Consider the following 24,832-nt stretch of genomic DNA (forward strand, 5'->3'; position numbering starts at 1 on the left):
GCGCCCGGGACATGATCAGCGGCCCTGAGAATCGGTGGAAGAAGGTGTCTTGTCGTGCGCCGTGGCAGCATTGAGCTTTTGAATGGCCTGCGCCACATGATCAGCGTTGTCGAGCTGGGCCCGGGTGGTCCGGGTGATCTCGTCCACGGCGCTGCCGGTCTTTTCGATGCCATCGACAATCTTGTCAAAGGAGGTCTGGGCATCGCGGGACACGATATTGCCCTCTTCGATGCGGCGAGTGGATTCGCCCAGCAGCCGATTGATCTGACGCGTGGCATCAGAGGACTTTTCGGCCAGCTTTCTGACCTCATCGGCGACTACCGAGAAGCCCAGGCCATGTTCGCCGGCACGGGCCGCTTCAATGGCGGCGTTGAAGGCCAGCAGATTGGTCTGGCTGGCGATCTCGCCGATCACCTTGACGATCGCATCAACATCCTCGGAGGACTTGCGAATGGCGTCCATGACCTCAACCGAGCGGGCCAGAGTGTTGCTGCCGTGACGGGCTTCCTCCTGAGTGGTATGCGCCAGCTGCTGTGTCAGCTGCGCATTTTCGGCAATGGCATTAATGGAGGTGTTCAGGTCGCTAATACTACTGCCCATTGAGGCCGCCTGATCCCTGATGCTCTCTTCAAGAGCGACCTGCTCGGTAATGTCGGTGGCAAACTTGATGATCTTGTAGACCTGACCGCTGGCATCAAAGATCGGGTTATAGGTGCCCTGTATCCAGACGCGCCGGCCAAATTTCCCCTGGCGACAGAAACGGCCACTGAAATATTCACCGTTGCCAAGCTTTTGCCAGAAGTCCCGGTACTCGGTACTGGTGACGTAATCATCGTTGCAGAAAATGCGGTGATGCTGGCCCAGCACTTCATCCTGGGTGTAACCCATGGTGTGCAGAAAATTGCGATTGGCCGCCAGGATGTTGCCCTTGAGGTCAAACTCGATCACCGCCTGGGCGCGATCGATGGCCTTGAGGCGGCCTTCGAGTTCGGCGGCCTCACGTTTTTTGGCGGTGATATCGGTGGCAAACTTGACCACCTTGAACGGACGGCCATCCATATCAAGAATCGGGTTATAGGTGGCCTGCAGCCACACTTCCCGGCCACCGCGCCCCAGACGCCGGAATTCGCCGCTCATGGGCTTGCCGCGATTGAGTTCATCCCAGAAGTGGCGGTAGTCATCGCTGCTGACATGGGCCGGATCACAGAACATGCGGTGATGCTGGCCGCGAATGTCGTCAAGACGATAGCCGATGGTGCTCAGGAAATTCGCATTGGCATCAAGCACATGGCCTTCGAGATCGAACTCGATGACGGCCTGGGCGCGGCTGATGGCATTGACCTTGCCCTCAAACTCGGCATTGGTCAGCTTGCGTTTGGTAATGTCGGTGGCGAACTTGATGACCTTGTAGGGCCGGCCCACGGCATCAAGAATCGGATTGTAGGTCGCATAGAGCCAGATTTCGCTGCCATCCTTGCGAAAACGCTTGTATTCACCGTGGGCAAACTCGCCACGCGCCAGACTCTGCCAGAAGTCGCGGTATTCGCTGGTACGGGCATGGGCTTCGTCACAGAACATGCGGTGATGCTCACCGATGATTTCGCTTGCCCGGTAACCGACAGCCTGCAAGAAGTTGTCGTTGGCCGCCAGGATGTTGCCCTGTAAATCGAATTCAATCACGGCCTGCGCCCGGCTGATCGCATCCACCTTGCCTTCAAACTCGGCATCACGCTGCTTTTGCGCGGTAATGTCGGAGGCGAACTTGATCACTCGAACGGGGATACCGCTGTCATCAAGGATGGGGTTATAGGTCGCCTGCAACCAGATCTCGCGCCCATCGTTGCCAATACGGCGGTATTCACCGGCATCAAACTCGCCGCGTCCGAGCTTTTGCCAGAAGGCGCGATATTCGGAGGAGGCGCTCTCTTCGGGGTCACAGAAGATGCGGTGATGCTTGCCCTGGATGTCCTTGAGGCTATAGCCCACCGTGGTCAGAAAGTTTTCGTTGGCATCGAGAATGATGCCTTCCGGCGTGAACTCGATGACGGCCTGGGCGCGATCGATGGCGGCGCGAAGGTAGTCTTCCCGACTGGTCCTGCTGATGGGTGTGTCGCTCATGTACGGCAATCTCTCAAGAAGACGTCCTGATTACCTGTCAATCAGGGCGGCATGGAAACAGGGTAACGATGGGTGCGCTTGTTGAGCGCCATATCGACATATCCATGAGCGCGCTTTAATTTAAATTGATTATTACGATGTCTGTTTGTGTTATGTCGGGGCCGGGCGTACAGCCTTTGACCCAGGCGATCGGGGAGGGGCAGACTGACCTGAAGACCGCCTTGATCGCATGGCGACAGTGGCTCTCCTGCACCATGCTTGTCTCTGGAATGCCGTTAAATACAACAAATACCTGGTCATTGAACCGGGAAAAGCGAGCGCCAATGACTGACATTGCACTTCCCTTTACACGCAAGGAGTACGCGCAGCGTCTGGCCCGGGTGAGAGCGGCAATGGCGCGTGCCGAGCTGGATCTTCTGATCGTCTCCGACCCCTCCAACATGGCGTGGCTGACCGGCTATGACGGCTGGTCGTTTTATGTCCACCAGTGCGTATTGATCAGCTTTGATGAGGACCCGGTCTGGTACGGCCGGCGTCAGGATGGCAATGGCGCGATACGCACCTGTTACATGGATCCCGACACCCATGTGACCTGGTATCCGGACTACTACGTCCAGAATCCCGACATGCATCCGATGGATTACCTGTCCCAGTCAATTCTGCCGCAGTGGCAGTGGCATCGTGGGCGTATCGGGGTCGAGATGGACAACTACTACTTCTCGGCCAGAGCCTATATCAGTCTGACGACGCATCTGCCTCAGGCGTCCATCGTGGATGCCAACGGGCTGGTCAACTGGTGCCGGGCGATCAAGTCGCCCACCGAGATTGAATACATGCGCGTGGCCGGGCGCATCGTGGATGAAATGCATGCGCGCATTCTCGACATGGTCGAGCCAGGCCTGCCCAAGAGCCGCCTGGTGGCCGAGATCTATCGCGCCGGTGTGGAAGGCGTCGAGGGTCATGGCGGTGACTACCCGGCCATCGTGCCGCTGCTGCCAACCGGCAAGGACGCCGCGGCGCCGCATCTGACCTGGGATGACGCGCCGTTTCAAAAGGGCGAGGGAACCTTTTTCGAGATTGCCGGCGTCTACAAGCGCTATCACGCGCCACTGTCGCGCACCGTCTTTCTGGGACGCCCGCCGCGGGAGTTCCTGCGCGGGGAGTCAGCGCTGTTGGAAGGCATCGAGAACGGGCTTGAGGTTGCCAGACCCGGTAACCGCTGCTGCGATCTGGCCATGGCACTGGGTACGGCGATGGACAAGTGGGGCTTTGATCGGGGCGGTGCCCGCTGCGGTTATCCGATCGGGCTGAGCTATCCGCCCGACTGGGGCGAGCGCACCATGAGCCTGCGCCCGAGTGATAACACCGTGCTGGAGCCTGGCATGACCTTTCACTTCATGCCGGGCATGTGGATGGATGACTGGGGCCTTGAGATCACCGAGTCGATCCTGATTACCGAGACCGGGGTGGAAACCTTCAGTCACTTTCCCCGTCAGCTCTTCGTTAAATAGCGCGCCTGCGACCGTTGCCCTGAGTCGCTGTCAGGCGCACCGGGCGCGCTCACTACAGGGAGTAGCACTGCTTATGCGTCCAAGTCCCATTTCCGCCACCGTCGATTTTGACGCCGATGGCGTCCAGCATGGTTTTCTCAAGCTGCCGGTCTCCCATGATGAGTCTGCCTGGGGGGCGGTCATGATCCCGATCACCGTGATCAGGAACGGTGAAGGCCCCACGGCGCTGCTGACCGGCGGCAATCACGGTGATGAGTACGAAGGCATCACTGCCCTTTTGAAACTGGCCAATCGGCTGACGGCCGAGGAGGTTCGCGGGCGCGTCATCATCGTGCCGATGATGAATCAGCCGGCCGCGCAGGCGGGGCGTCGAACGTCACCGATGGACCGCGGCAATCTCAATCGCAGCTTTCCCGGAGACCCCGATGGCGGGCCGACGAAGCAGATTGCCGACTATTTCACCCGCTATCTGGTGCCGATGTGTGACTACGCGCTGGATCTGCACTCGGGCGGCCGCACGCTGGATATTCTGCCGTTTGCCGCCGCCCACCGCCTTGATGATCTCGAGCTTGAACGCAAAAGCCTCGAGGGGGCGATCGCTTTCGGTGCCTCGACCGCCATCATGATGTATGAGCTGGACGCCGCGGCGCTCTACGACACGGTGGTAGAAAACCAGGGCAAGGTGCTGGTGACCACCGAGCTGGGCGGTGGGGGGACCTCCACGCCTGCGAGTATCGAAATCAGCGAGCGGGGCGTGCGCAATTTCCTGATGTTTGCCGGCATCACCGAAGGCGAGATTCAGCGCCCGCCCCGCCAGCAGTATGTCGAGATGCCGGACGCCTCCTGCTATGTCCAGAGCGAGCACGAAGGCATTCTGGAGATGACCTGCGCGCTGGGCGGGCTGGTGCGTCAGGGTGAGGTGGTCGCCCGCATTTATGACATCACCCGAACCGGCGTTGATCCGGTGGAATATCGCGCCAGCCGTGATGGGCTGGTGCTGGCACGGCGCTTCCCGGCGCGTGTGGCCATGGGCGATACCATCGTGGTCATCGGAGAGATGGTCGACACCCTTGAGCGCTGATCATGCTGATGGCCGCTACTGGTATATCGGGGTAGCGGCCGTTGGTCGGCGGCAAACGTATCGTGTCCTGTACTTGTCCGATGTGGGTGGCCGATGAAACTCGATCAGTACGATGTTCGCATTCTTGAAATTCTTGCCAGAGACGGGCGCATCACGAAGTCGCGGCTGGCCGAGGCGATCAATCTCTCGGTCAGCCCCTGCTGGGAGCGGGTCAGACGCCTGGAGCGCGCCGGTATCATTGAGGGGTACAGTGCCCGCATCAGTGATCAGGTGCGAGTATCGCTGACGTCGGTATGGGTGCAGATCGAGCTTGAGCATCACAGCGTGCCGGTGTTTGAACGCTTTGAGCGCACCATGCGTGACACGCCACAGGTCAGCGAATGTGTGGCCGTGGGCGGCGGGGTGGATTATCTGGTGCTGATCGAGGCTGACAGCATCGATCAGTATCAGCGACTCATGGATCGCTGGCTGATGGCGGATCTGGCCATTCGGCGCTATTTCACCTATATCGTGACCAAGTCCATTAAAAAGGCGTCATCCCCGCTGATCCGGCTCAAGGGTGACAATGCAAATTGAGCGCGCCGACGCTTTCGCGTAAACTGATCTCCCATCCTGGTCTGCCTTTCTGGTCGACCTTCGCTCAGCATTAACAGGTTCCCCATGACGACGCGATATATTTTCGTGACCGGTGGCGTTGTGTCTTCTCTTGGAAAAGGCATCGCTGCAGCCTCTCTGGCCGCTATTCTGGAGGCCCGTGGCCTGAAGGTCACGATTCTCAAGCTCGACCCCTATATCAACGTCGATCCGGGCACCATGAGCCCCTTCCAGCATGGTGAGGTATTTGTCACCGAAGATGGTGCCGAGACCGACCTTGACCTGGGCCACTATGAGCGCTTTATCCGCTCGCGCATGACCCAGTCCAACAACTTCACCACCGGGCGTGTCTATGAACACGTGCTCAAAAAGGAGCGCCGGGGTGATTATCTGGGTGGTACCGTTCAGGTCATTCCCCATATTACCGACGAGATCAAGCGTCGCGTAAAGGCGGGTGCCGAAGGGTATGACGTGGCACTGGTGGAAATCGGCGGTACCGTGGGCGATATCGAGTCCCTGCCGTTTCTGGAAGCCATTCGTCAGCTGCGCAGTGAAGTGGGCTCCAGCCATGCGCTGTTCATGCATCTGACGCTGGTGCCCTATATCAAGACGGCCGGCGAGACCAAGACCAAGCCGACCCAGCACAGCGTCAAGGAGCTGCGCTCCATCGGCATTCAGCCCGACATTCTGCTGTGTCGCAGCGAGGTCGAACTCGAGGCCAGCGAGCGACGCAAGATCGCACTGTTCACCAACGTGGACGAGCGCGCCGTCATCCCGATGCAGGATGCCGATACCATCTATCGCATCCCGCTGATGCTGCATGATCACGAGCTTGACGACATTGTCTGCGACAAGCTGCGCCTTGATCCGCCGGCTGCGGATCTGAGCGAATGGGTCAAGGTACTCGATGCCAAGCTCAACCCGCTCAAGACCATCAATATCGCGATGGTCGGCAAGTACATGGAACTGCTGGACGCCTACAAGTCGCTCAATGAGTCGCTGATGCACGCCGGTATCCAGACCCGCGTGAAGGTCAACATCGACTACATCGACTCCGAGGTCATCGAGCGTGAAGGGGTCGAGCGCCTTGAAGGCAAGGACGCGATCCTGGTCCCCGGCGGGTTCGGCTCGCGCGGTGTGGAAGGCAAGATCGCCACGGCCCGCTACGCACGTGAACACGGCATTCCCTATCTGGGCATCTGTCTGGGCATGCAGGTGGCGGTTATCGAGTTTGCCCGCCACGTGGCCGGCTGGCGCGATGCCAACTCTACCGAGTTCACCCATGACACCCGACATCCGGTGGTAGGGCTGATTACCGAGTGGATCACGCCGGAAGGACGCATCGAAACCCGCGATGAGTCGTCGGATCTGGGCGGTACCATGCGTCTGGGCGGTCAGAGCTGTGTGCTGACCGAAGGTTCGAAGGCGCGCGAAATCTACGGCAGTGACACCATTGTCGAGCGCCATCGCCATCGCTATGAGATCAACGATCAGTTCGTGGCCGATCTGGAAGCCGCCGGTATGGTCTTCTCCGGGCGCAGCGTGGATCAGTCGCTGGTGGAAATGGTCGAGCTGCCGGACCATCCCTGGTATGTGGCCTGCCAGTTCCACCCGGAGTTCACCTCGACCCCGCGTGACGGACATCCGCTTTTCACCGGCTTTGTCAACGCCGCGCTGACGCATCGCGCCGCGCGCACGCACAAGGCCGGCACCCGTGAACAGGAGCGTGACGATGACAGGCACTGACACCACCGCGCAGAAAACGATTGCCCTTGGCGACATCATCACCGGTAATCAGCAGCCGCTGACGCTCTTTGGCGGCATGAACGTGCTGGAATCGCGGGACATGGCCATTGAAGTGGCCAATGCCTGGGTCGAGGCCACGAAGGCGCTGGGCATCCCCTATGTGTTCAAGGCCAGTTTTGACAAGGCCAACCGCAGCTCGATCCACTCCTATCGTGGACCGGGCCTTGATGAAGGGCTCAAGATCCTTGATGAGATCAAAAGCCGCTTCAATGTGCCGGTCCTGACCGATGTGCACGAGCCGGACCAGGCGCGCGCCGTGGCCGATGTCTGTGATGTCATCCAGCTGCCGGCCTTTCTGGCCCGCCAGACCGATCTGGTGGTGGCGATGGCGAAAACCGGTGCGGTGGTCAACATCAAGAAGCCGCAGTTCATTGCTCCCCACGAGATGCGCCACATCATCACCAAGTTCGAGGAGGCCGGTAACGACCGGCTGATCCTGTGTGAGCGTGGCGCAAGCTTTGGCTACAACAATCTGGTGGTGGACATGCTCGGCTTTGGCGAGATGAAAAAAACCGGTTACCCGGTCTTTTTTGATGTCACGCACTCGCTGCAGCAGCCCGGTGGTCGCGCGGACAGTGCCGGCGGGCGACGTCAGCAGGTGGTCGAGCTTGCTCGCGCAGGCGTGGCGACCGGCATCGCCGGCCTTTTTGTCGAGGCCCATCCTGATCCGGACAATGCCCGTTGTGACGGTCCCTGTGCACTGCCGCTGGATCGGCTGACGCTCTTTCTGGAGCAGATCAAAATGCTCGATGGGGTGGTCAAGCATTTCGATCCCATCGACATTCGCTAGTCTCAAAACGCCGGTCATGATGACCGGCGTTTTTATTGGTCAACAGCATCAGGGCAGTAGAGGGTTTTGACTTTAGTCTAACAGGAGTGGCGAACACGCCTGCATGGCAGGCAAATGAGTCGCTTTCTATGCTTTCATGATGCGTTCATTCGAGTCCGGCTCGTTGGGATACGGGTCGGAAGTTTAACCAGTGAGGATGCTTTAGATGGCCGAGATTGTTGATATACATGGACTCGAAGTGCTCGATTCGCGCGGCAACCCCACCGTCATGGCCACTGTCACGCTGGCCGGTGGCATCAGCGAGCAGGCCTATGCGCCGTCCGGTGCGTCGACCGGCTCGCGCGAAGCGCTGGAGCTGCGCGATGGTGACAAGTCGCGCTATCTGGGCAAGGGCGTCACAAAGGCCGTGGAAGCCGTCAATACGGTGATTCGTGAGCGTCTCAAGGGTATGGATGCCAACGATCAGCGCGCGCTGGATCAGGCCATGCTGGAGCTCGATGGCACTGACAACAAGGGCAAGCTGGGCGCCAATGCCATTCTGGCCGTATCGCTGGCCGCTGCCCGGGCCGCGGCACGTGAAAAGGGCATGCCGCTTTACGCCCATATTGCCGAGCTTTACGGCACGCCGGGTCAGTACAGCATGCCGCTGCCGATGATGAACATCATGAATGGCGGTGAGCACGCCGATAACAACATTGATATTCAGGAATTCATGGTTCAGCCGGTCGGCGCCAAAAGCTTTGCCGAAGGCCTGCGCATGGGTGCTGAAATCTTCCACGCGCTGAAAAGGGTACTCTCCGGTCGCGGACAGTCCACGGCCGTGGGTGATGAAGGCGGCTTTGCGCCGAACCTGGAATCCAACGCCGACGCGCTGGGTGCCATCAAACAGGCGGTCAGCGACGCCGGCTATCAGCTGGGCACCGATGTCACACTGGCGCTGGACTGTGCCGCCTCCGAGTTTTACAAGGACGGCCAGTACACGCTTGCCGGTGAGAACAAGAGCTTCACCAGCGAGAGCTTTGCCGATTACCTGGCCGAACTGGCCGATCAGTATCCGATCGTTTCCATTGAGGACGGTCTGGACGAGTCCGACTGGGATGGCTGGAAAGCGCTGACCGACAAGCTGGGCGATCGCGTGCAGCTGGTGGGTGATGATCTGTTCGTGACCAACACGCGTATCTTCCGCGAAGGGATCGACAAGGGCATCGCCAACTCGATTCTGATCAAGTTCAACCAGATCGGCTCGCTGACCGAGACGCTGGATGCGATCAAGATGGCCCGGGACGCTGGCTACACCGCCGTTATTTCACATCGCAGCGGTGAGACCGAGGATACCACCATCGCGGATCTGGCCGTGGGCACCTGCGCCGGCCAGATCAAGACCGGTTCGCTGTCGCGCAGTGACCGTGTGGCCAAGTATAACCGCCTGCTGGTGATCGAGGATCAGCTGGGTGGCAAGGCGCCCTACAAGGGGCTGGCCGAGGTAAAGGGTCAGGCCTGATATCCGGGTTTTAGATCACTAAATTTAATCCGACTGCTTTATGCAGTCGGATTTTTTATGCCTGTACTCTATATTCGACGAATCTTGGACGATTGGCTTGACCATGGAGGGGCACAGAACCCACCATAAGTGCATTCGAAGCGATCCGTAAGCGGGTCCGAAATTGTCTTCCCATCTTAAATTTTTGATCTTAATAACTTTTTAAGCAAAAGAGTCATTTTGATCGCCATTTTTTCCAATTAAATTTTTTCCAAAAATCTTCTTGTAGATCAGCAAGGCTGATCATGTTCTTGCCTGACGGCTGCAAATGGATGGCAGCATCGTTCAGGACATTCAACGACGACATGAGTTTATGGCGCGCTGAGTATCGGATGGATTCGATTTCTCCGCATGGATGACGCCAATGGATAGAGAGCCAAAGGACAGGCTCAAGGATGCAGGATGCAAGGGCGGCCCAATGGGGCCGCCTTTTTTATGCGCAAAAACGGCGCAGGCAGGCAGAGAGTCGGTGTTATAGAGAAAAGGTGCGTCAGGGCAGGGCTGTATCAGACGAGGCGATCAGCGCACCAGCTTGTCGATCTTGCCGGGGACGCCATTCCACTCATCGGCATCGGCCGGTGGATCAATACGCTCATTGATATTGGGCCACTGCTCGGATAGATCGGCATTGATCTCGATGAATTTTTCCTGACCTTCCGGCAGCTCGTCTTCCGAGAAGATGGCCTCGGCCGGACATTCCGGTTCACACAGGGCGCAGTCGATGCACTCGTCAGGATGAATGACCAGAAAGTTGGGGCCTTCATAAAAGCAATCGACCGGACAGACTTCTACACAGTCCGTGTATTTACATTGAATGCAGTTCTCGGTGACGACAAAGGTCATGTCACGAACTCCAGGGTAGCAGGCGATCACTGCCGGTTAAGGGGGCAGGCAGTGCTGAAAAGGGGTGTGGGGCGGCCCACAAGAGGGGCCTTATTCTAGAAGGCGCTACCGCCCGGGGACAAGCGGCTTGTGATGAAAGCCTTGTGTCAGCCCGGGCGGCGCCAAAATCAGCGTATTTTATCGCGCCACTGATACAGCCACTCCTGCGCCTGACGCGGCGAGAGGGCATCCAGGTCAAGCTGTGCCAATGCCTCAATCAGTGGGTGCGGAGGGCTTGCAAAAAGATCATTTTGCTGCGGTGCCGTGCCTGTCTGGCCTGGATTTTCCTGCAAGCCAGCAGGGCGCGCGACGTCCTGGGCTTCCAGCATCATGAGCTTTTCACGGGCACGCGCAATGACGGCGCGGGGCACGCCCGCAAGCTGCGCCACCTGAAGCCCATAGCTCTGGCTGGCAGGGCCCGGTTCGACCCGGTGCATGAAGACAATGCCGTCGTTGTGCTCGGTGGCATTGAGATGCACGTTGGCCACGCCCTCGGCCTGCTCGGGCAGGCTGGTCATTTCAAAATAGTGCGTGGCAAACAGCGTAAAGGCCCGTGTGCCGGTCAGGTGTTCGGCTGCGGCCCAGGCCAGCGACAGCCCATCAAACGTGCTGGTGCCGCGCCCGATTTCATCCATCAGCACCAGGCTGTGATCGGTAGCGTTGTGCAGGATGCTGGCCGTCTCGGTCATCTCGACCATGAAGGTCGAGCGTCCACCTGCCAGATCATCGGAAGAGCCGATACGGGTAAAAATGCGATCGATCGGGCCGATTTCCGCGCTGCTGGCCGGCACGAAGCAGCCGGTATGCGCCAACAGGGCAATCAGCGCATTCTGGCGCATGAAGGTTGATTTGCCCCCCATGTTGGGCCCGGTAATCACCAGCATGCGGGTCGCATCATCAAAGCGCAGATCGTTGGGTACAAAGGGGTGGTTCGAGACATGCTCGACCACTGGATGGCGACCGTCACGGATGGTCATCCCGGGCGCCTCGCGCAGTACCGGGCAGACCAGTGACAGGGTCTGCGCGCGTTCGGCAAAGGCGTGCAGCACGTCCAGTGTGGCCAGCGCCCGCGCGGTCTGGGTCAGAGGGCCCAGTTCGGCATTGAGCGCTTCAAGCAGGCCTTCGTATAGAAGCTTTTCACGTGCCAGTGCTCGGGTGCGTGCCGAGAGCGCCTTGTCCTCGAAGGTCTTGAGCTCGGGGATAATAAAGCGCTCGGCATTCTTGAGCGTCTGGCGGCGAATGTAGTCCGCGGGGACTTCCCTTGCCTGGGCACGTGGAATTTCAATGTAATAGCCATGCACCCGGTTGTAGCCCACCTTGAGCCCGGCCAGACCGGTGCGTTCACGCTCGCGGGTTTCCAGCTGCACCAGATAGTCGCCGGCATTTTCCTGCAGGGCCCTGAGCTCATCGAGCTCTTCATCAAAGCCTTCGCGAATCACACCGCCGTCACGAATCACGACCGGTGGACTGTCGATCAGCGCCCGGGTCAGGGTGTCGGCAAGTATCGGATAGGGCACGATATGGCGGGCAAGATCATCCAGCACGCTGCCCTGTGCGATGCCTTCCAGCCGTTCGGCCAGTGCCGGCAGCGCATTGAGGGCGTCACGAAGCCGGGCGAGATCGCGCGGGCGGGCGCTTAGCAGCGCCACGCGTGCCAGAATGCGCTCGATATCGCCGATGCCGCGCAGGATGTCGTTGAAGACTTCAACGTGATCCTCTTCGCCCAGCAGCATTACGCCATGCTGGCGCGCGGTAATCTGGTCACGATCCCGCAGGGGGCGATTGAGCCAGCGCCGCAGCAGTCGTGCGCCCATGGCGGTGGCGGTGGTATCCAGTACCGAGGCCAGCGTGTTGTCCTGACCGCCGGCCATGTTCTGGTCGATCTCAAGGTTGCGCCGGCTGGCTGCATCGATGACCACCGATTCATCCCGGTTTTCGACGCCAATGGCGGTAATGTGCGGCAGTGCCGTGCGCTGGGTGTCGCGCACGTAATCGATCAGCACGCCCGCCGCCGTGAGCGCCCGGGTCATGTGGTCACAGCCAAAGCCTGACAGGTTCTGGACCCGCAGCTGGTCACACAGCAGACGCCGCGCTGTTTCAAGATCAAAGTGCCAGTCACTCTGGCGTCGCAGGCCGGCACGTCCGTCCAGCTTCTCCGGCAGCCGCAGGCTTTCCATGACCAGCAGTTCAGCGGGATCCAGCCGATGCAGTTCGGCCAGCATGTCGCCTTCGCCCTCGACTTCCAGCACGCTGAAGCGTCCGCTGGAAAGCTCAAGCCAGGCAAGTCCCCAGTGATCATTGTCACCGTGCAGTGCGGCAACCAGGTTATCGCGACGCTCATCGAGCAGCGCTTCATCGTGCAGGGTGCCGGGGGTGACGATACGCACCACCCGGCGCTCGACCGGCCCCTTGGCGGTGGCCGGATCACCGATCTGTTCGCAGATGGCGACTGACTCACCCATGCGAACCAGGCGGGCCAGATAGCCCTCGGCGCTATGGTAGGGCACACCCGCCATGGGAATGGGCACCCCGTTGGAGGTACCGCGTGCGGTCAGTGTGATATCCAGCAGTGACGCGGCACGTTTGGCGTCGTCATGAAAGAGCTCATAGAAATCTCCCATGCGGTAAAAAAGAAGCACGTCGGGGTGTTCGCGCTTGATGCGAAAATACTGCGCCATCATGGGCGTTGGTTGGGACTCGGTCTTGCCTGCCACGTGAAAATGACCCTGTCCAATGACATGTGAGGTGAAAGAGCGTGAGATTATCATGATCCACTCCCTCGCCTGTATTGCTATAGTGCAGGCAGTGGATGGTCTCCCTGCTGCAGGGAGCGCTGAGCAGGGGTAGGTCGTGTCCATTTCGGGCCACGATCGCGTACCATGTGCCTATCTGAATTCGATGTCACCGGCGGGAGTTGTCATGGCAACAGCATCAGGCATACAGGAGCTGGCCAGCCGGCTGTGCATGCTCTGTCAGCAGCAGGGCGTGGTACTGACCACTGCCGAGTCCTGTACCGGTGGCGGTGTGGCGCGGGCCATTACCGATGTCGCCGGCAGCTCCAGCTGCTTTGAAACCGGCTATGTGACCTACGCCAACAACGCCAAGCAGCGTTTGCTGGGGGTGTCGTCGGTCTCGCTGGAGCTTTTCGGCGCGGTCAGCGAGACCGTGGTGCATGAAATGGTGCGTGGCGCCTGTCGTGACAGCGGTGCCGATCTGGGTGTGGCCATCAGCGGTGTAGCAGGGCCCGGTGGCGGCACGCCGGAAAAGCCGGTCGGGACCGTATGGCTGGCATGGGGCAATGCCACCCAGAGCCAGGCACAGTGTTATCGGCTCAACGGTGAGCGTCTTGATGTGCGTCGTGAAGCGGTGGCCCTGGCGCTCAAGGGCCTGATCGAACGGCTGGAAGAGCGTCCCTTTGACTGACGCATCCCTGCATTGCACTGACGTCATGATCGTGTGATGAAATAAGTCATCAAAAGGATGTAATCGACCATCTTTTTGGTTTAAAATACTGGATAAGCATACAGCTTAATGACGTGTCAGCGTCAGGCTGACCCGACAGGAGGGCCAACATGGCACAAGATGACAACCGCTCCAAGGCGCTTAATGCAGCGCTGTCCCAGATTGAGCGTCAGTTCGGCAAGGGTGCCGTCATGCGCATGGGCGATACGCCCCGTGTGGCTATTCCGGCCGTTTCCACCGGCTCGCTTGGACTGGACATTGCCCTTGGTGTAGGCGGTCTGCCCTATGGGCGTATCGTCGAGATTTTCGGACCCGAAGCCTCGGGTAAAACCACCATTACCCTTTCGGTCATCGCTCAGGCGCAGAAGCAGGGCAAGACCTGTGCCTTCATCGATGCCGAGCACGCCCTTGACCCGAGCTACGCCGAGAAACTGGGCGTCAATCTTGATGACATGCTGGTCTCTCAGCCTGATACCGGCGAGCAGGCACTCGAAATCTGCGACATGCTGGTCCGCTCCGGCGGTGTGGATGTCATTGTGGTGGATTCTGTCGCCGCATTGACGCCGCGTGCCGAGATCGAAGGCGAAATGGGGGACTCCCACGTCGGCCTTCAGGCACGTCTCATGTCACAGGCGCTGCGCAAGGTGACCGGACACATCAAGAATGCCAATTGCATGGTGATGTTCGTCAACCAGATCCGCATGAAGATCGGTGTCATGTTCGGCAACCCCGAAACGACCACTGGCGGCAATGCGCTGAAGTTCTATTCAAGCGTGCGTCTGGATATTCGTCGTATCGGCTCGGTCAAGCAGGGCGATGAGGCCGTGGGCAACGAAACCCGCGTCAAGGTCGTCAAGAACAAGGTGGCGCCGCCATTCCGTCAGGCCGAATTCCAGATCCTGTATGGCAAGGGCATCTACCATGCCGGTGAAGTGGTCGATCTCGGCGTCCAGTGCAACCTGGTCAACAAGGCCGGTGCCTGGTACAGCTACAAGGGCAACAAGATCGGGCAGGGCAAGGCCAATGCCGCCCAGTATCTTGAAGACAATCCGGAAGTCATGCAGGAGATCGAGGACGCCATTCGCGGCCAGCTTCTGACGACGCCGAAGACGAAGGAAGAAGAAAAGGCAGCTGCAGAAGCTGAAGCCGAAGCGCCGGCAGATGCCGATGCAGACGGCGACGAGCTGCTGTAAGCGTTATTGTCTTGTTGTGTGATCAAAAGGGGCACGCTCAATGGAGCGTGCCCCTTTTGCTGTCATGCACGACAGAAACAGGAAGGGCACCCATGTCACAAAGGACGCCTTATGAAGAGGCCATCGCACTGCTGGCCCGGCGTGAATACACCCGTAGTGAGCTCGAGGAGCGCCTGCTGCGCCACGAACATGTGCCCGAAGAGGTCAGTGCGCTGCTGGACCGGCTGGCCGAAGATAACCTGCAGTCCGATGCCCGTTTCGTTGAACACTTTGTCCGCTCACGAGTGGCGCGCCTGCAGGGGCCGCGCAAGATTAGCGCGGAATTGAACAATCGTGGTATCGAGCGCGAGATGATAGCTCAGGCGCTGGAAGAAAGTGACGCCGACTGGACAGCGCTTGCCGCCGAGGCGCTGGCGCGACGCTTTGACGGGCCCGGTGATGACATGAAGGCGCGTGCCAAACGTCAGCGTTTTCTGGCCTCCAGAGGCTTTGACGGGCAGCAGTGCAGTAGTGCCATGCGCCTTGCCTGGCCATCATGACACCCGGGCTTGGCATGTCACGCCCGGCATGAGGCAAAATGGAGCGTATGAGGACTGTCGCACTGGGATGCGACATGCTGATACATTAAGCCGCCAAAATTCGTCTCATTGTGGGCATGACGTCTCTGACATGTCACAAGCGAGACCGGAATATCATGAGGGTCACACCTCGAGGCGCATGTTGACGACAGGCGGCGGTTGCCGTGCACCGTCGCTTGATGCATCGCTCGTTGCCTCATTTAAAAGAACTGACCCACTGTTTACGGGAAGCCCATGAAAAGCGCCGACATACGACAAGCATTTCTGAATTTTTTTGAACAGCATGGCCATACCCAGGTGCCCTCCAGCTCGCTGGTGCCTGACAACGATCCCACGCTGCTTTTCACCAATGCCGGTATGGTGCCTTTCAAGGACGTCTTTCTGGGCCGTGACCCCAGACCCTACGTGCGGGCCACCTCTGCCCAGCGCTGTGTCAGGGCTGGCGGCAAGCACAATGACCTGGATAACGTCGGCTACACCGCGCGTCATCACACCCTGTTCGAGATGCTGGGCAACTTCAGTTTTGGCGACTATTTCAAGCGCGACGCCATTCACTATGCCTGGCAGTTTCTGACCGAAAATCTTGGGCTCCCCGCAGAGAAGCTCTGGGTGACGGTGCATGTCAGCGATGATGAAGCCGCTGATATCTGGCTCAATGATGTAGGCGTCAGCGCCGAGCGTTTTTCACGGCTGGATGAAGACAACTTCTGGCAGATGGGTGATACCGGCCCCTGTGGTCCGTCTTCGGAAATCTTTTTCGATCATGGCCCGGACGTGTTTGGTGGCCCGCCGGGAAGCCCCGATGAAGATGGCGATCGCTACATCGAGATCTGGAACCTGGTCTTCATGCAGTACGACCGCGATGCCCAGGGCAACATGACCCCGCTGCCCAGACCTTCCATCGATACCGGCATGGGGCTTGAGCGTATCGCTGCCGTCATGCAGGGCGTTCACTCCAACTACGAAATCGATCTCTTCAAGCGACTGCTGGCATCGGCTGCCGAAATTGCCGGGCAGCAGGATATTCACCAGCCGTCACTGCGCGTCATTGCCGACCATATTCGCTCCTGTGCGTTTTTGATCGTGGATGGCGTCATCCCCTCCAATGAAGGTCGCGGTTATGTGCTGCGCCGCATCATTCGCCGTGCCGTACGCCATGGCCACAAGCTCGGTGTGCGCGAACCCTTCTTCCATCGTCTGGTGGCCGCTCTTGATGAAGAGATGGGCGAGGCCTATCCCGAGCTGCACGCACGTCGCGAGCAGATCGAGAAGGTGCTGCTGCGTGAAGAGGAGCAGTTTGCCCGCACGCTGGACAACGGCATGCGTCTGCTGGATGAGGCGTTGGCCGGTCTTGAAGGCAACGAGCTGGATGGCGAGACCATCTTCAAGCTGTATGACACCTACGGCTTCCCCTACGACCTGACCGCCGATATTGCCCGCGAGCGCAATATCGCCCTCGATGAGGCCGGTTTTCAGCGCGAGCTCGAAGCCCAGCGCGAGCGCGCCCGTGCTGCCAGTCAGTTCGGCGCGCGACTCGAGGCAGACATTGATCTGGAAGGCGCCACCGAGTTTGTCGGCCGTGAGCGTCTGACCTCCTCGGCACAGGTACTGACGCTTCTCAACGATCAGGGAGAGCAGGTCGACCAGCTCGAAACCGGGCAGAGTGGCGCCATCGTGCTGGACGAGACTCCTTTCTATGCCGAATCCGGCGGTCAGATCGGCGATCGTGGCACCCTGACGCTACCGGGCGTTGTGTTCAACGTGCGCGATACCCAAAAGCGTGGCCAGCACTTTGTGCATCTGGGAGAAGTGAGCGAAGGCGTCATGCCGGCGCAGGCCACGGTAGAGGCCAGCGTCGAGGTGCCGACCCGTCATGCCATCATGCGCAACCACTCGGCCACCCACCTGCTGCACGAGGCGCTGCGGCGCGTACTGGGCACGCATGTGCAGCAGAAGGGCTCACAGGTCGGTGATGAGCGGCTACGCTTTGACTTCAGCCACACTGAAGCCGTAACGCCTGAGGAGCTTGAACGGGTCGAGGCAATGATCAATGACGAGGTCATGGCCAATACCCCGGTGACCACGCAGCTGATGACGCTGGATGAAGCGCGCAAGCTGGGTGCCCAGGCGCTGTTTGAAGCCAAGTACGGCGAAAGCGTGCGTGTACTGACCATGGGCAGCGATGATTTCTCCATCGAGCTCTGTGGCGGTACACATGTCATGCGCACCGGTGATATCGGCCCGGTACGGCTACTCAGCGAAACGGGCGTTGCCGCCGGCGTGCGCCGTATCGAGGCGATTTCAGGGCACAGGGCGCTGAACTGGTTCCGCGATCAGCAGTCACTGATCACGCGCCTGGCCGATCAGGTGCGTGCGCGTCCCGAGCAGCTTGAGGCGCGCGTGGGCACGCTTTTGGAGCGTAACCGCGAACTCGAGCGGGAGCTTGAACGCAATCGCGCCAAACTGGCCAGTCAGGCCGGCAACGATCTGCTCGACGCCGCCGAGGAGATTGGCGGCGTGCGCGTGCTGACCCGTCAGCTCGAGGGGGTTGGCGCGAAGGAGCTTCGTGGGGTCATGGATCAGATGAAAAACCGGCTTGGTTCCGGCGTTGTCGTGCTGGCGGTTGCCAGCGATGACAAGGTCAATCTGATTGCCGGCGTCACGAAGGATCTGGTGGATCGCATCAGTGCCGGTAGTCTGGTCAGTGCCATTGCGCCCATGGTGGGCGGTCGCGGTGGCGGCCGCGCCGATATGGCCCAGGCCGGCGGCAGCGATGTCAGTGGCGTGGATAACGCCCTGCAGGCAGCGCGTCAGTGGGTCGCCGAAACACTTGAAGGATGATGATCCAATACATCAAATAAAGGGAGCATCCATGGCGCTTTATGTACAAAAGTTTGGCGGTACCTCGGTGGGTAGCGTCGAGCGCATCAAGGCAGTGGCCGAGAAGGTCAAGGGATTTCGTGATCAGGGTCACCAGATTGTGGTGGTCGTGTCGGCCATGAGTGGTGAAACCAACCGCCTGATCGAACTGGCTTCACAGATCAACGAAGAGCCCACACCGCGTGAAATGGACATGCTGGTCTCCACCGGGGAGCAGGTAACGATCTCACTGCTGGCCATGGCGCTGCATCAGCTGGGCGTCAAGGCGACATCCTATACCGGCGCCCAGATAGGGATTCGCACCGACAGTGCCCATACCCGTGCCCGCATTCAGCGCATCGAGACCGATGAGCTGCGCGCCGATCTCGACGAGGGTCAGGTCGTGGTCGTGGCAGGCTTTCAGGGTGTTGACGCTGAAGGCAACATTACCACGCTGGGCCGAGGTGGCTCCGATACGACCGGCGTGGCGCTGGCGGCAGCGCTCAAGGCCGACGAGTGCCAGATCTATACCGATGTCGATGGTGTCTATACCACCGACCCGCGTGTATGCGACAAGGCGCGCCGACTGGAAAGCATTACAGTCGAGGAGATGCTGGAGATGGCCAGTCTGGGCTCCAAGGTGCTTCAGATTAGAGCCGTGGAGTTTGCCGGCAAATACAATGTGCCGCTGCGCGTCCTGTCTTCCTTCAAGGAAGGTCCGGGCACCCTGATTACTGCAGATGAAGAGATTGCCAATATGGAAGAGCCGCTGATCTCGGGTATTGCCTTTAACAACAACGAAGCCAAGCTGACGGTTGTGAGCACGCCCGATGTGCCAGGCGTTGCCTCGCGCATCCTGGGGCCGATTTCGGATGCCAATATCGAAGTCGACATGATTGTTCAGAACGTGGCGCCCACGGGCGGCTACACTGATTTCACCTTTACGGTCGCGAAAAACGATTTTCGCCAGACCCAGCGCATCCTGCAGGAGCAGGTCATTCCGTCGCTGGGCGGGGGTGAGGTCCGGGGTGACGACAAGATCGCCAAGGTCTCGCTGGTCGGCGTGGGCATGCGTTCCCATGCGGGTGTGGCAACCCGAATGTTTCGGGTACTGGCCGAGGAAGGGATCAATATCCGGATGGTATCGACTTCAGAGATCAAGATCTCTGTCGTTATAGACGAAAAGTTTCTCGAGCTTGCCGTGCGATCCCTGCATACCGCTTTCGGCCTCGACAGGGCCGATGTGACCGAAGAGCGCTAAAAATTGCTGTAATACAGGGTGGCGGGGTGGTGCTTACAGGGCTTTCTGCCACACTGACAGCAGTGATCGTGTGCCGGAAAAGATGAAAGGGCGTTATAACACAGGTTGGATCATGGTTCGGCTTGTCGCATAATGCCCCGCTTAATTCAATCCGGTGCACGATCTATATGAATATATGTATAGGGAAGCAGCAATGAAAAGGAGGTCGCAATGCTCATCCTGACTCGCCGCGTGGGTGAGACACTCATGGTTGGCGATGAAATTACCGTGACCGTGCTCGGCGTCAAGGGCAACCAGGTCCGTCTGGGTGTCAATGCACCCAAGAATGTCTCCGTGCATCGTGAAGAGATTTATCAGCGTATCCAGCAGGAAAAGAGTGATAGCGACAACGATAACGGCCCTGCCTGAAGGCTGTCTGTCTGCGCAGTTACCCACCCGAATATATTGAATCATAAGATTTTTTGACTTGGGGCTGGACAGGGAATAGTAAACCAGGTAATATGCGCGCCGTACCGATCGAGGAGAGATGGCCGAGTGGCTGAAGGCGCTCCCCTGCTAAGGGAGTATAGGGTTTATAGCCCTATCGAGGGTTCGAATCCCTCTCTCTCCGCCATCGCCGGTACAGAATGTCGAAAGCCGCGCCTTTGAAGTAAAGGCGAAAATGACATTCAACTGCAGGACTTTTGTTGCGCCCGTAGCTCAGCTGGATAGAGTACCTGACTACGAATCAGGGGGTCGGAGGTTCGAATCCTCCCGGGCGCGCCATCAGTATCAAGATGTGAAAGGCCTGTTTTATTTGCGCCCGTAGCTCAGCTGGATAGAGTACCTGACTACGAATCAGGGGGTCGGAGGTTCGAATCCTCCCGGGCGCGCCAGATTCCAAAGCCCCGTCCGAAAGGACGGGGCTTTCTGCGTTTTAGCCTGCGGCATTCTGCTTCGGAGGGCGGCCAGTGCAGCCGCCCCAGTGCGTTTCCTTTCCGATACGATTAGCCCGATAGGGACATCGCGGTTTCCGACCGCTGCGACTCGTCCTGCAATGCCGTCATGAAATCGTCCAGCGCCGTAATACGGCGAAGGCGCTGAAAATGCTCGCCTGCCTCACTGTCGTGCTGGCGCATGATGTTGAGCCACTGCTTCAAAAGCGATACTACGACCTTTGAGGGCAGGGCAGGATCGATGCGCTGAACGTAGGCGGTCAGCAGGGCACTGCGATCCTGCCAGCGGGTGGCCGGCAGTCGCTCACCCGTGAGCTGCCAGTGGCGGATGCGCTTTGCCAGCCACGGATCGGCCAGCGCTGCCCGCCCCAGCATGACATCCTGACAGCCGCTCACCTCCCGCGCCTTCCAGTACTCATCAAGCGTCCAGATATCCCCATTGACCACGACCGGTACACCGGCCTGCTCGCGGATACGACTGACCCATTCCCAGTGCGCCGGCGGGCGATAGCCCTCACGACGGGTACGGGCGTGGACCACCAGACGCTGTGCGCCCCCATCTTCAGCGGCGCGCGCGCATTCCAGCGCCAGCGTCTTGTCCTCGAACCCCAGCCGCAGTTTGGCGGTTACCGGCACGCCGGTGCCTTCAAGAGCACTGTGGACTCCCCGAACGGCCTGGTACACCCGCTCGGGGCTGCGCAGAAGCGCCGCACCCCCATCATGGCGATTGACTGTCTTCGCCGGACAGCCAAAGTTCATGTCGATTACTGGTGCCCCCAGGGCTGCCGCCACCTGCGCGTTTTCGCCCAGCCTGTCGGGCTGTGAGCCCAGCAGCTGTAGATATACCGGTGTGCCGCTGGGGGTCTGGCTGCCGGTATCAAGCTCCGGACAGATACGCTGAAAGACCCGGGGCGGCAGACGGGCATCCGTCACGCGCACGAATTCGGTCACGCTCCAGTCAAAACCGCCCAGCTCGGTCAAAAGCTCACGCGTCAGCGCATCGATGACGCCCTCCATGGGCGCAAGACCGATCAGGCCGGCTCGAGAAGTGTCGGCCGGAGCGGCAGAAAAGGAAGTGGCTGGCATGGCAGGAGATCCGCGATAGTCGTGACTGGCGCCGCCATCATAGGCATGTTGATCGCAATGACAAGCGGCGCAGGTATTTCAGAAAGGCCCGACCCCTGCAGGCCGCGAAAAAATGGCGACCGACAGCCCGTCGGGAAAGGCCCTAGAGTACGGCAATGGCCGAGTCGGTACGTGGCTCGGTGCCACCACACAAAACGCCTGTGGCGGGGTCGCGCAGGATGATCTGTCCACGCCCGAAGCCTGTCAGGTCAAAGGCGTAATCGATCTCGTGACCGCGCCGGGTCATCTCGCGCAGCAGATGTGTCGGGTAGCCATGCTCCACGCTGATGTGTCGCCCACCGGTCCACTGCCAGCGCGGTGCATCCAGCGCTGCCTGCGGGTTGAGACCGAAATCGATTAGGTTCATCACCATCTGCATGTGCCCCTGGGGCTGCATGAAACCGCCCATCACGCCAAAGGGCCCAAGCGCCTGGCCGTCCCGGGTCAGAAAGCCGGGAATGATGGTGTGAAATGTCTTCTTGTTGGGTGCGACCACGTTGACGTGATCGGCCTGGAGGCTGAAGCCGTGGCCGCGGTTGTGCAATGCGATACCGGTTTCCGGCACTACCACACCGGAGCCAAAGTTGTGATAGTTGCTCTGAATGAACGACACCATGTTGCCGTCACCGTCGGCCGTGGCCAGATAGACCGTGCCGCCGGCAGTCGGCTTTCCCGGTGCCGGGTCCATGGCAGACTCGGTGATGTCCTGGCGGCGACGGGCGGCATAGCGCTCGCTTAACAGGTCCTCGATACGGGTGGTCATGTGTTCGAGGTGGGTTACAAAGGCGTGGCCGTCGGCATAGGCCAGCTTCATGGCCTCACACTGGCGGTGTAGTACCGTAATATCATCACGGCTGTGCAGATCGTCATAGCCGCTCATGATGTTCAAGCCCATCAGCGCCACGATGCCCTGACCGTTGGGCGGAATTTCCCACACCTCCACGCCGCGATAGTTCACGCTGATGGGATCGACCCATTCGATCCGATGCGCGGCCAGATCCTTCAGGCGCAGATAGCCGCCGGTAGCGCGCGAGAAGGCATCGATCTTCTCGGCCAGCTCGCCGTGATAGAAGCTCTCACAGCGGGTGCGCGCCAGCGATTCAAGCGTTGTGGCATGGCGCTCGCTTTTGAACAGCTCACCGGGCTGCGGCGCGTGGCCCTCGGGTGTGAACAGCGTGAACCATTCTCTGGTGGCGGCGTCCGTAAAGCGCGGTCGAAAGCGCTTTTCGGCGCGCTGCCACTGCTCGCTGATGGCCGGCGACACCGGGAAGCCATCGCGGGCAAGCGCGATGGCCGGTGCCAGCAGTGTCTCGAAAGGCAGTTTGCCAAAGCGTTCGGACAGCGCCGCCCAGGCCGACGGCGTACCGGGTACGTTGACCGGCGTCCAGCCATACAGTGGCATGTGCTCATGACCGGCTGCCAGCAACGCCTCGCGAGTCAGCGCGGCTGGAGAGACGCCGCTGGCGTTGAGACCGTGCAGTTTCCCGCCCCCTTCATCATTGCGCATCCAGACCAGCGCGAAGGCGTCTCCGCCAATGCCATTGCCGGTCGGCTCGACCACGGTCAGTGCCGCGGCCGTGGCAATGGCGGCGTCCACGGCGTTGCCGCCCTGGGCGAGAATGTCGCGCCCGACCTGCGCAGCCTGCGGCTGAGAAGCGGCGACCATGCCATGGCGGGCATAGGTGGCGCTGCGACAGGAAGGGTAGGGGTTATGGTGTGAAAAGGTGTAGTGCATGAAGGCCATCTCTTTTGGGATTGTTGTCATGGTGAAACGGCATCGGATTGAAGCACTCAGGCAAATGCGCCGGGTGGCTCGTCATGAAGCACAAGACGTCCCCTGAGCCGTGAATTCAGTGCCTCGAGGTCAGGTGTCCGGTCACCCGGGAAGGCTATTTCCAGCGTCACGCCATCGGCGTCGTGACGCGCCTGATCGACAGGTGCATCGTTGAGTTCGGCCCAGCGGCGCAGCTCGTGCTCCAGGGCAAAGTCGGTGGTCAGCCACAGCGGGCGACGCGTGACGTACTCCCGGGTGGGCAGGGACTCGATGGCCTGAAGCAGCGCTTTGGAATAGGCGCGCACCAGCCCGCCGGTGCCCAGTTTGGTGCCGCCAAAGTAGCGGATGATCACGGCGCTGATCTGCCCGAGGCCGCTGCCTTCAAGGACCTGATACATGGGCCGACCGGCCGTGCCGCCGGGCTCGCCATCATCGGAAAAGCCGATGGCAGTCTGCTCACCCGGCGCCCCGGCGATAAATGCAGAACAGTGATGCGAGGCATCGGGGTGATCAAGGCGGGCCTGATCGACCAGCTGCTGGGCCTGCTCGGGGGTAGTGGCCTGCGCCACACGGGTAATGAAGCGACTCTTTTGTACCTCAAGGCTTTCTTCGTGGTACGGCGCCGGTGCGATATGCGGAATGGGATAGCGCATGTCAGGCGGCATTGACGGGCGTGTCGGCCGGGCGACGCGCCACGCCCATCACCAGACCCAGCACCTGAATGTCATCGTTTTTCAGATAGATCGGCGCCATGGTGTCATTGGCCGGTTGCAGTCTCACGCCCGACCTGTCGATGTAGACCTTCTTGAGCGTGACTTCACGATTATTGATCAGTACCACGGCCGTCTCGCCATTTTCAGCGGATTCGAGCTTCTCGATAATAATGATATCGCCATCGTGAATGTTGCAGTCGATCATCGAATCGCCGCGCACCCGCAGGGCATAGGTGTTGCGACGTATCATGCGTGAGGGGATGCGTACCGTTTCACTGTCGGCACAGGCCTCCATCGGCATGCCGGCCGAGACGGTACCCAATAGCGGTACCTCGACCAGCTCGCTGGCATCAATCTCCTCCCAGGCATCCTCGGCAAGCGGAATATTGGGCATGCGGTGCAAAAAGCGCGGCTCGGTATGGGCTGACATAAGGCAACTCCCTGAAGGGGTATCCGATGGGCTGACACATGACCGGCGACACATGATGCGTCGTCGCAAGGCTGGCGTGACACGAACTTCACCGTAGAGGGGAAGCGTGCAAAAAGCGTCACGGGTAACCCCTCCAAGGTAACCGAAACCATACGGTGGCGGTAGTCGTTGACATGGAGA

The 24,832-nt window shown here is 59.8% G+C and carries 19 protein-coding genes and 3 tRNA genes; 15 read left to right on the top strand and 7 right to left on the bottom strand.

Features of this window, described 5'->3' with window-relative positions; all coding sequences use genetic code 11:
• Window positions 1-15: 15 nt before the first annotated feature.
• Complete coding sequence (locus tag IE123_RS01070) at window positions 16-2,118, bottom strand: methyl-accepting chemotaxis protein (protein ID WP_189514255.1); 2,103 nt, start codon at window positions 2,116-2,118, stop codon at window positions 16-18.
• Between the two features lie 323 nt (window positions 2,119-2,441).
• On the opposite strand from IE123_RS01070, the gene doeA reads away from it, so the two are divergent.
• From doeA to eno, 6 genes are all read left to right on the top strand, one after another.
• On the top strand, window positions 2,442-3,629 hold the full coding sequence (gene doeA, locus IE123_RS01075) for an ectoine hydrolase DoeA (protein ID WP_189514257.1): 1,188 nt from the start codon (window positions 2,442-2,444) through the stop codon (window positions 3,627-3,629).
• 73 nt (window positions 3,630-3,702) lie between these two features.
• On the top strand, window positions 3,703-4,710 hold the full coding sequence (gene doeB / locus IE123_RS01080) for a N(2)-acetyl-L-2,4-diaminobutanoate deacetylase DoeB (RefSeq protein WP_189514259.1): 1,008 nt from the start codon (window positions 3,703-3,705) through the stop codon (window positions 4,708-4,710).
• 93 nt (window positions 4,711-4,803) lie between these two features.
• Window positions 4,804-5,286, top strand: coding sequence for an Lrp/AsnC family transcriptional regulator (locus tag IE123_RS01085; protein WP_189514261.1), 483 nt, complete (start codon window positions 4,804-4,806; stop codon window positions 5,284-5,286).
• Between the two features lie 84 nt (window positions 5,287-5,370).
• Entirely contained in the window at window positions 5,371-7,050 is a 1,680-nt protein-coding gene (gene pyrG, locus IE123_RS01090) for a CTP synthase (protein ID WP_189514263.1), read from the top strand.
• Entirely contained in the window at window positions 7,037-7,900 is an 864-nt protein-coding gene (gene kdsA, locus IE123_RS01095) for a 3-deoxy-8-phosphooctulonate synthase (protein ID WP_189514265.1), read from the top strand. Before pyrG ends, kdsA begins: the two co-directional genes overlap by 14 nt.
• Window positions 7,901-8,105: 205 nt before the next feature.
• Window positions 8,106-9,401 (top strand): phosphopyruvate hydratase, encoded by a 1,296-nt coding sequence (eno, locus tag IE123_RS01100; RefSeq protein WP_189514267.1) that lies wholly within the window; start codon window positions 8,106-8,108, stop codon window positions 9,399-9,401.
• Window positions 9,402-9,959: 558 nt separating this feature from the next.
• On the opposite strand, the gene fdxA is transcribed toward eno, so the two are convergent.
• Window positions 9,960-10,283, bottom strand: coding sequence for a ferredoxin FdxA (gene fdxA / locus IE123_RS01105; RefSeq protein WP_189514269.1), 324 nt, complete (start codon window positions 10,281-10,283; stop codon window positions 9,960-9,962).
• A gap of 167 nt (window positions 10,284-10,450) precedes the next feature.
• Window positions 10,451-13,003: a DNA mismatch repair protein MutS gene (gene mutS, locus IE123_RS01110; RefSeq protein ID WP_189515818.1), complete on the bottom strand. Its 2,553-nt coding sequence runs from the start codon at window positions 13,001-13,003 to the stop codon at window positions 10,451-10,453.
• 238 nt (window positions 13,004-13,241) lie between these two features.
• Here mutS and IE123_RS01115 point away from each other — a divergent pair, with 238 nt between their 5' ends.
• From IE123_RS01115 to IE123_RS01155, 9 genes are all read left to right on the top strand, one after another.
• The gene (locus IE123_RS01115; RefSeq protein ID WP_189514271.1) at window positions 13,242-13,745 is read left to right on the top strand and encodes a CinA family protein; all 504 of its coding nucleotides are present in this window, start codon (window positions 13,242-13,244) and stop codon (window positions 13,743-13,745) included.
• Window positions 13,746-13,894: 149 nt separating this feature from the next.
• Window positions 13,895-14,977: a recombinase RecA gene (recA, locus tag IE123_RS01120; RefSeq protein WP_189514273.1), complete on the top strand. Its 1,083-nt coding sequence runs from the start codon at window positions 13,895-13,897 to the stop codon at window positions 14,975-14,977.
• Between the two features lie 92 nt (window positions 14,978-15,069).
• Complete coding sequence (locus tag IE123_RS01125; RefSeq protein ID WP_189514275.1) at window positions 15,070-15,516, top strand: regulatory protein RecX; 447 nt, start codon at window positions 15,070-15,072, stop codon at window positions 15,514-15,516.
• Window positions 15,517-15,789: 273 nt separating this feature from the next.
• Window positions 15,790-18,396, top strand: a complete 2,607-nt coding sequence (gene alaS / locus IE123_RS01130) for an alanine--tRNA ligase (protein ID WP_189514277.1) — start codon at window positions 15,790-15,792, stop codon at window positions 18,394-18,396.
• A 31-nt stretch (window positions 18,397-18,427) separates the two neighbouring features.
• Complete coding sequence (locus IE123_RS01135; protein WP_189514279.1) at window positions 18,428-19,675, top strand: aspartate kinase; 1,248 nt, start codon at window positions 18,428-18,430, stop codon at window positions 19,673-19,675.
• Between the two features lie 210 nt (window positions 19,676-19,885).
• Window positions 19,886-20,083: a carbon storage regulator CsrA gene (gene csrA, locus IE123_RS01140; protein ID WP_189514282.1), complete on the top strand. Its 198-nt coding sequence runs from the start codon at window positions 19,886-19,888 to the stop codon at window positions 20,081-20,083.
• Between the two features lie 112 nt (window positions 20,084-20,195).
• A tRNA-Ser gene (locus tag IE123_RS01145) sits at window positions 20,196-20,288 on the top strand.
• 75 nt (window positions 20,289-20,363) lie between these two features.
• Window positions 20,364-20,440 (top strand) — tRNA-Arg (locus IE123_RS01150).
• A 33-nt stretch (window positions 20,441-20,473) separates the two neighbouring features.
• A tRNA-Arg gene (locus tag IE123_RS01155) sits at window positions 20,474-20,550 on the top strand.
• 111 nt (window positions 20,551-20,661) lie between these two features.
• Here IE123_RS01155 and IE123_RS01160 read toward each other — a convergent pair.
• The 4 genes from IE123_RS01160 to IE123_RS01175 all read right to left on the bottom strand — a co-directional run bounded on the left by IE123_RS01160 (window position 20,662) and on the right by IE123_RS01175 (window position 24,652).
• Window positions 20,662-21,696, bottom strand: coding sequence for a tRNA dihydrouridine synthase (locus tag IE123_RS01160; RefSeq protein ID WP_229819511.1), 1,035 nt, complete (start codon window positions 21,694-21,696; stop codon window positions 20,662-20,664).
• A 142-nt stretch (window positions 21,697-21,838) separates the two neighbouring features.
• Complete coding sequence (locus IE123_RS01165) at window positions 21,839-23,470, bottom strand: gamma-glutamyltransferase family protein (protein WP_189514283.1); 1,632 nt, start codon at window positions 23,468-23,470, stop codon at window positions 21,839-21,841.
• Between the two features lie 56 nt (window positions 23,471-23,526).
• Window positions 23,527-24,162, bottom strand: coding sequence for an IMPACT family protein (locus tag IE123_RS01170; protein WP_189514285.1), 636 nt, complete (start codon window positions 24,160-24,162; stop codon window positions 23,527-23,529).
• Window position 24,163: 1 nt separating this feature from the next.
• On the bottom strand, window positions 24,164-24,652 hold the full coding sequence (locus tag IE123_RS01175) for a LexA family protein (RefSeq protein ID WP_189514288.1): 489 nt from the start codon (window positions 24,650-24,652) through the stop codon (window positions 24,164-24,166).
• Between the last annotated feature and the right edge of the window lie 180 nt (window positions 24,653-24,832).

Source organism: Kushneria pakistanensis, assembly GCF_014652795.1.
Taxonomy (GTDB): Bacteria; Pseudomonadota; Gammaproteobacteria; order Pseudomonadales; family Halomonadaceae; genus Kushneria; species Kushneria pakistanensis.